The sequence below is a fragment of the Micromonospora sp. NPDC005174 genome (genome assembly GCF_040608495.1).
In the GTDB taxonomy this organism is placed as follows: domain Bacteria; phylum Actinomycetota; class Actinomycetes; order Mycobacteriales; family Micromonosporaceae; genus Micromonospora.
On record NZ_JBEXIJ010000062.1, the window covers coordinates 1 to 8,346 of the forward strand.

Below are 8,346 nucleotides of genomic sequence, written 5' to 3' on the forward strand. Positions count from 1 at the left end.
AACCTGGCCGCGGCGTTACGCGACCATCGACTCGGCTACGTCCTCGCGGTCGCCTGCTCGCACCGAGTCCCCACCGGACTGGGCATCCAGCGAGCGGACCAGATCGCCGCCGACCTCCCGACGCGGGCGTGGCAGCGGATCTCTGCCGGCCAGGGGGCGAAGGGCCACCGCTACTACGACTGGGCGTTCGTCACCCTGCCCCTGGCCGCCGATGAGCACGACGGTCACCACTGGCTGCTGATCCGCCGCAACCGCACCACCGGTGAGCAGGCGTTCTACCGCTGCTGGTCGCCCCACCTCGTCCCGCTGCACCGCTTGGTGGCCGTCGCCGGCAGACGGTGGAGCATCGAGGAATCGTTCCAGGCCACCAAGACCGGCCTCGGCCTGGACCAACACCAACACCGCCGCTGGCGGGCCTGGCACCGCTGGACCACCCTCGTCATCGCCGCACACGCGTTCCTCGCCGCCGCCGCAGCGGCAAGCACCACCAGCCCAGACAGCCTGATCCCGGTAACCGTCAACGAACTCCGACGGCTGTTCCACGCCCTGGTCATCGAACCAGCCCGACGCGTCGGAGACGTCATCGCCTGGTCCATCTTCCGACGCCAGCACCAAGCCGCATCCAAGATCAGCCACTACGCCCGACAAGCCCTCACAGAACCCTGAAACGGATCTCCCGCTGGAGTATTAGAAAGGGGTACAGTGAACTATCCGATAATACGGTTCGGGTCCCCGCAAGATTGAGCAACGAGTCAACGTATTGCTCAAACTCGCGGGGGGTTAGATCCTCAGGCCCCTTTGGATCCGCCGATGTCGAGTCAGGGAGCGCGTCTGTCAACACCCAACGTGGGTCATACTCTGCTAAGGCAAGCTTCGGCTTCCAATCGGGCCGGACCCACGGCGGGTTGCCGACCTGGAGGTCGAAGCCACCCCGGGCGAACACCGTGGCGAAGTCCAACTGCCAGTGGAAGAAGCCCTGCCGCGCGGCGATGCGCTCGCACACCACCAGCCACGGGTGCTCCCGCAGCACCGTCTCGATGGTCTTGGCGTTGGCGAAGCCGATCTCCATCCGCTCGGCCTCGTTGAGCTCGTGCCAGCTCATCCCGGCGGTCAGGGTCGGCCCGGACGCTTTGCGTTTGCGCAGTTCCGGGTTGCGCCCCAGCAGCGCCTGCAACCCGGCCACCCACTGTGCGACGTTCGGCGGGGCGATCACCTCGCCGTTCACGGTGGCCGGCTCGTCGGTGAGCGGCCAGAACCACAGCGCTAACCACGCGTCCATCGCCCGGCGCAGCCGCCGGTGGGCGCCGTCCTCGTCGGCGAGCGCCTTCTCGATCTCCTCGCGCTGCACCGCCCCGCCGGCCGGCAGCACGCCCGCCTCCCACACCGGGATACGCCGGCGGATCTGCTGCTCGGCGAGGTCCAGCCGGCGGTAGGCGATCTGCCACAGCGACTCGACGCGGTGCGCCAGTTCGGCGTACGCGTCGATGGTTTGCTTTGTGGGTTTGGTCTTGGTGCTCCCCCGCCAGGTCTTGACCCTCCTCGCGGCGGCGGGGGCCAGCGCGGCGGCCTCCCTGGCGTCGGCGGCCGAGCCCCAGCCGTCGGCGGGCAGCAGGAAGTGGTGGATGCCGTCGCTGCCGATCCGGCCGGCGGCCATGTCCTCGACAAGCGCGGTCAGCGGCAGCTCCGCCGGCACCGCGCCCAGCCACGACTTGTCGGCGACCTGGCTGCGGCGGTAGACGGCTCGGCGGGCGCCGATCAGCGAGTTGCCGCGCCGCAGGTGCAGGCCGAACCAGGGCGCCGGCAGGCCCGGCACCATCGTGTCCAACCACAGGGTGATCTCGGCGAGTTCGACGGCGGTGGCGTTCAGGTCGACGCCGTAGACGTTGTGCAGGGCGAGGTACGCCTTCACCTCCTGCAGACGTTGCGGGTAGTCGTCCGGGTCGATGGTCTTACCCTCGCCGGCCAGCTCCTCCTTGCGGCGCTTCAGATATTGCTCGGCGAGTTGCCGCACCGCCTCGATGGCGAACGCGCCCGAGCCGAGCGCCGGCTCGCAGATCGTCAGGCCGAGGATGTCCGCCGCCGAGGTGCGTACGCCGTCCTGGTCGAGCAGTTCCTCCAGGGCCTGCCCGACGGTGAACTTCGTCAACACCTCGGGGGTGTAGTAGGACGCCGACTGCTGGCGTTCCCGACCGGCCAGGCGGAACACGAACGCGCCCTGCCGGTGCAGCACCGGCCGCAGCTCCCCGGTCGTGTGGTCGGCATCCTTGACGAAGTCTCCGGGCGCGATGCCCGCGGCCCGGTCCACCGGCACCACCCAGGATCCCTTGCTGCCGTCACCGCCCTTGGCGACCTCGTACAGGTCGGTGTCGGCGAAGAACCCGGTGTACGACATCAGCCCCTCGTAGACCGCGCCGAGCTGGTTGATGCCCAGTTCCGCGTACGAGATGAAGCCCCGGTCCCGACCGCGCCGCTCCTTGCTTAGCAGCAGGTGGGTGAGGACCTCCTGGAGCGCGGGGTTGCCGAGGCCCACCGCGTCGATGTGCGCGGTGGCGCTGGGCTGGAACAGGTCGGCGCGCAGCGGGTTGAAGGTGAGCCCTGGCGCGGACACCGCCTCGTCGTCTGACACGTGCAGTCCGTCGGTCGGATGACCGCGGTCGACCAGCCGGAACAGCACGCCCAGCGACTCGTAGAGGTGAGTGCCCGTGCGGGCGCGTGGGGTGGCGAGTTCGACCTGGACGAGTTCTCGCAGGCGATCCAAGCTGTAACCCCTGTCGTACTCGGGGGCGCCGACGGGCAGCACACCCAGCTCGGGCGACGCCTCGGCGTAAAGCAGGAAGAGGATGCGGTAGAGAAAGCGCAGCGCCTGCTTGGCCAGCGGCTGCGCCTCGGTGGCGGGCAGCGGATCGAGGCCCTGAGCCCGGCGACGGTTCACCACCTCGTTGGCGATGATCTCAATGGACAGGCGTACGCCCTCGCGGAGATCCTTGGAGACGCCGACGGTGTGTTTGATCGACTCGTCGAGGACGCCGCTCCACCACAGGTTGCCATCCCCGTCCGGAGCGATCGACTCGGCGGACAGGCAGGTCAGGGCGCGGTCGACCTCGCCGCCGCGTCTGGTGTCGTTGCGCTCGCAGACCAGTTGGAGGTCGACGGCGAGATAGCGGCCTTCGGCCCAACGTTCCCGTTCGGTGAGCACCGCCCAGCGGCCGGCCAGGACGAGGATCAGGTCGGGGGCGTCGTCCTCACCGAACAGGGCGGAGCAGAGCCGCGCGGCCGACGTGAGGTCGTCGCCATCGTCGTGCAGGCGCACCGGCGCGGCAAGCGTCGGGCCATCCTTGGCGAGGACGTCCTCGACCGTGGCGACCGGCTGGGCGAGCACGACGACAAGCGGCGCCCGTTCGGTGATGCCGGGCGCCGAGACACGCAGGATCGGGCCGCCCTCGCCCACGGCGAGACCGTGCCCGCGCAGCCCCAGGATGTCGACGACGCGGTGATGGATCGACGCGACCGCGGCGGCAACTGTCTGCGGATCGGTTGCGCCGAGGTCGGCCTCCACATCGGTCAGCTCGGCGAGCTTGGCGAGGTCAGCTTCCAGCTCCTGCCGGGCCTCGACGAACCGGCTGCGCGGGGTGAGCCGGCGCGCGTCGGTCTCCGCGTCCCACTCCTTACGACGTTCCAGCACCCGGGCGCGGAACGACTCCTTGGTCGCGTCGGTGGTGAAGTAATGCTCAGAGATCCAGCCCTCACCGACCAGGATCGCGTCCGACACGCTCATGCGGTGACTCCCGTCTGCGGCACGAGGACCAGCAGCGGGCGGACCAACTGCCGGTCCGGATTCATGTCGGCGACCAGGCTCTGCTCCTGGGCGATGCTGACCCGACGTTGCTTCAGGTCGCGCCGCTGGATCAGCGCGTCCGCCTCGTCCTGCCACTGGGCGAGCCGGTGCGACCACTGTTCGACCCGGTGCGCGACGTCCTTCTCGGCCGCCGCGAACAGGTCGCGCATCTGCGCGCGGGCGTGGTGTACGGCAGGGGCGATGAACCGGCCCAGGGTCTCGGCGTCCGGCACCGGACCGGGGTTGGCCCACGCGGTGTCGAAGCCCAACGCGGCCAGGGCTTCGGCAGCCGACGGGTGCGGGGTCACCGGCGCGAACGACAGGGTGTCGGCCACCGGGAACTCGACTGTCAACCAGGCCGCCGAGACGACCTGCCCGCGCCGGTTGGTGAGCGTGCCCAGCAGCAGCACGGTCGGGTCGTCGACCGCGCCGCGGACCGCGAACACCTGGTTGCGACCCAGCCCGGCCAGGGCCCGGTCCGAAGCCCAGTCCAGCACCGGGTGCAGCGGGCTCAGGTAGTGCGCGTCCGGCCAACTGGAACCGGTGTCGTCGCGTAGCGCCTGCTCCAGCCGGTCCTTGCCCCGGGCCAGGGTGGTGGCCAGGACGAGTCGTTCGGTGACCCTCCGGTCGGCAAGATAACTCTGCGGCAGCACGTCGAGGCGTTGCACCAGGTCCGGTGGCGGGGTCAGCTCGGCGGTGCCGAAAGCGTGGTCGCGGCGCCAGCCGACACCGTTGTTGCTCGGCGGCCCGGTCGGGTCGACGAAGGCAGCGTGCAGTGCCTCTTCGAGGTAGGAGACCTCGTCGGGATAGAGCCCGGAACCGGCGGCCCCGGTCGCCTTCGGCAACGGTGCGTCGTCGTCGGCGGCGTCCACGATGCCGAAGAACATCGCCGACAGGTCGTCACCGGCCAACACCTCGTCCGGGGTACGCACCACGTCGTCCAGGTCACGCTGCCCGGCGAGGACGGCACGGATGGCGTCCTCCTCGCCCTTCACGTCGTACTGGCCCATCAGCGAGGCGACGTCGCCGAGCGCGCGGTGCGCCTCGTTCTCCTTGTCGACGAGCTTCGCCAGGACGCGGATGTCGCCGGCGAACCGGCCGCCGTCCGGCTCCAGCAGCAGGGCGGTGATCCGGGGCGGGTGCTGCTGGCCGTACCTGTCGATGCGGCCGTTGCGTTGCTCGATACGGATCAGGCTCCACGGGATGTCGTAGTGGAACAGCTCGTGGCATTGCGCGTGCAGGTTGACCCCCTCGGAGGCGACGTCGCCGGTGACCAGGACGCGGATCGGGGCATGTTCCTGCTTGAACGCGTCGACGATCTGCTGCTGCTCCTTGTCGGGCAAGCCCCCATGCATGATCGCGACCGCTTCGCAGGGTAGGCCGAGGTCGGCCGGCAGGTGCTTGTGCAACCAGGTGAGGGTGGCTACTCGTTCGGCGAACACCACGGCCCGCGCCGGCGACCCTGACGCGACGCCAACATCCTGGAGCTGCCGGACCAGCTCGCCGTACTTGGCCGAGCCCTCCGCGAGCGCCGCCGCGTTGAGGCTGGCGAGCCGATCCAACGCCGCGCGTTCTCTGGTCGCGGCGACGTCGTGCCCGAGGCGACTCAGCCGCTGTCGGATGGTCTCCCCCAGCGCGGCCGGCGACGACAGGAACGCCTTGGCGAGTGTCCACGGGAACAGCGACGCGTTAGGCCCGGAGTATGGGGTGCGCCGGTCCGGCGGCCACAGCCACACGTCCTCAAGTTCGCGGGCGACCGCGTTCTCCGCCGGGCTCGCGGACACCAGCACGTTCTCCGGTTCCCGCCGCTCGGCCCAGTCGGCGCCGACGACGCCCGCCACCTCGTCGCTGTGCCGGTGACGGCGGATCACCAAGCGTTCGATCTCGGCGGCCACCAGGTCACCACCGGGTGGGATCGCGGACGGATCGAGCAACCGGACCAACTCGGCGAAGGACTCCTTGCGGCCGTTGTGTGGAGTCGCCGACGCCAGGATCAGCGTCTCGGTGTTACGGGACAACGTGCGGGCCAGCTTGTTGTTCTGCGTGGCCGAGTTGGCGAGGTTGTGCGATTCGTCGATGACGACAGCGTCCCAGCGTTGCTTCTTCAGACTGGCCGCGTACCGCTCGGACTTCAGCGTGTCGATCGAGATGATCGCCCGCCGGAAGTACGTGAACGGGTTGCGGTTCGCCGGGAGCTTCTGGCGGACCCGTTGGATGCCGGACGAGTCGAGACGGACGAACGGCAGCGCGAAGCGCGACCACAACTCCTGTTGCATCTGTTCGAGCACGTGGCGCGGTGTCACGATGAGGATGCGCTCGCCCCTGCCACGGCGAACCAACTCCGACAGGATCATGCCAATTTCCAGGGTCTTGCCGAGCCCCACCGCATCGGCCAGGAGTATCCGGGGACGCAGGTTGTCGGGGTCCAACGCCTTGCGCACGGCGGTCTGCTGGTAACTGAGCGGAGTGGCGAGCGCCTGGGTAGCGACGGTGAGTGAACGATCGGCCAGCGGCACGGCGGTCTTGCGGTAGGTGGACTCCAGCCAGAGGCGAGCGTTGCGATATCGCGGGCTGGCGTCCCCCACGACTGTTGCGGCCGCCGGGTCAAGCGGTGCGATGGGGTCGATGGAGTGGTAGAAGCTGGCCGTGACGTCACGCACCAGTTCACCCAAGCCACGGACGTGCACGAGGAGCCCGTCCGCGGTTTCCTCGGCGGTCTGCACCAGCCATTCCTCGTCGCGAATGACCACCACCGAGCCTGGGGCCACGTCGAGTGCGGACCCGGAACGGACATCGCTCACGATCGTCCCCCTCCCCATTGAACCGCTGCGGTCCGGAGATCCTATGTAGATACTCTTGGGTAGGAGACCCGTCATCCGTTCGTGCTGGCTGGATCAAGGGCGTTCGTGGTCGTACGAGTGGTGGAATCACCGCTGGTAGACCGGTCAGGACGGAGTGTTATCGCCAAGGACTTCGACGAGGGAAACCCGCTCTATTCGGCCACGCAACGCGATTCCCGTGACCCGCACGTGCTGCCGGCGACCGTGTGCCTCGACGAGCCGCTGATAGAGCATGTCCGGCAGGAGCACCCGGACAGAGCGTTCCGAGGACCCGTACACCGTCCTGATGGGACCTCGTACGGTCGCCTGACCGCCCTCACCGGTTTCCCGTCGGAGCTTGCTGACCTGACCCTCGACCGTGACCTCGCCGTCCGGAACGGCTACTTTGAGCTGCTCCGCCGCCGTGTGCAGCACCTCGATCCGGCGGGTACCGAAGCGGAACGATCGAGCCGGCACGGAGGACGGGAGCTGATCAGCCCAGTTGAACCTGACGTCGTACGGAACACCGTCACGGCCGAGTTTGGCCAAGGCATCACAGACGTTCGCCGACACGCCCTCACCTGTGCGACGCAGGAAGAGCCCAAGATCGAAGTCGCGCTGGGCCTCACCCGAGGCGGCGAAGCATGCCCTCACCGCGCGGTGCATCTGCAGCGACACCCGGCGGGCGAGCGGCAGATCGGCACTCGCGTCCGCGCGTGGAACGGCAAGCTGCGCCGCGATCGCCCAACTCCCGGCGCGCGGCGTGCCCAGTCGTACGGTGCGGGCGAAGTCGAGCACATCCTCCGGACGGCGACCCTGCACCAGCATCGGCTGCTCGCTCATCAACGCGTAGGTGGACGAGACGACCAACTCCCGCACTCCCGCCAACGCGTCCACCGCGTTGAACAGGGGAATCGTCCCGGACGGGCCGCCGGGCAGAAGCCGGAAGGAGAGCGTGTCCGCGCCGGTGGTCTCCAGATCGTCGAGGAGCAGACGGATCGGGCGCTCCTCGACGGCCGCCACAGTGGTGAGGAAGTCGGAGACACGACTCGCGTAGTCGCGCAGGTCCCGATCGCCGGGGACGAGCACCTGGAAGTCCCCGTCGGCCTCGTGCCGTGACCACAGAGTCGCCCGTTCGAGGCGCTGTTCCGGCGCCCAACCCGTTGACGACAGGTAGCGGCTCAATGTCTCAGGCGTCAACTCTGACGCGGCACGCAGCGCGTCAGCGTCCAGGGCGACAGAGGGCATCATGACGCAGGCACTCGTTGCGCCGGACGGGGTTCGAGAAGCGATCGCAGACCTTTTACGGTCAACACGTTGCGCTTCGGCACGGGAACCGTGACCTGGCGCTGCACGGCATGGTCGATCAACGGCGACGTCCGCAGCGACGCCCAGTATCCGCAGTGACTGAGTCGCAGGGACGTCTCGTCCGCCTGGGCGTACCGACCTGCATCCGCGGGAACGATGATCAGGAAGAGGTAACGCGACACAGCGAACCCCTCACCGGCGAGGTTGTTATAGTGACGCACGTCTATCGGGTAGAGCCAGTCCAAGTCGGTCCCCCTAGGACTGGACCAGGACTTGACCTGGGCCTCGATCTTAGAGCGCGTTTGGTTTGTGGGTTGGGCGGGTGTGTCGCACAGCCGGTCCGATCGATGAGGGTGATTCGGTCGGTAGACGGGTATGGATCGA

The 8,346-nt window shown here is 68.7% G+C and carries 3 protein-coding genes and 2 pseudogenes; 1 reads left to right on the plus strand and 4 read right to left on the minus strand.

Annotated elements, in window-relative coordinates; all coding sequences use genetic code 11:
- A pseudogene (locus ABZU91_RS32610) lies at window positions 1-666 on the plus strand (IS701 family transposase); the annotation flags it as partial.
- A 220-nt stretch (window positions 667-886) separates the two neighbouring features.
- On the opposite strand, the pseudogene ABZU91_RS32615 reads toward ABZU91_RS32610, so the two are convergent.
- The 4 genes and pseudogenes from ABZU91_RS32615 to ABZU91_RS32630 all read right to left on the minus strand — a co-directional run.
- Window positions 887-3,775: pseudogene (locus ABZU91_RS32615) on the minus strand (class I SAM-dependent DNA methyltransferase); the annotation flags it as partial.
- On the minus strand, window positions 3,772-6,636 hold the full coding sequence (locus ABZU91_RS32620; RefSeq protein ID WP_355249124.1) for an SNF2-related protein: 2,865 nt from the start codon (window positions 6,634-6,636) through the stop codon (window positions 3,772-3,774). The gene ABZU91_RS32620 and the pseudogene ABZU91_RS32615, both read right to left, overlap by 4 nt.
- A gap of 144 nt (window positions 6,637-6,780) precedes the next feature.
- Window positions 6,781-7,902, minus strand: coding sequence for a hypothetical protein (locus ABZU91_RS32625; protein ID WP_355249127.1), 1,122 nt, complete (start codon window positions 7,900-7,902; stop codon window positions 6,781-6,783).
- Entirely contained in the window at window positions 7,902-8,339 is a 438-nt protein-coding gene (locus tag ABZU91_RS32630; RefSeq protein ID WP_355249130.1) for a DUF4365 domain-containing protein, read from the minus strand. Before ABZU91_RS32630 ends, ABZU91_RS32625 begins: the two co-directional genes overlap by 1 nt.
- Window positions 8,340-8,346: the final 7 nt, after the last annotated feature.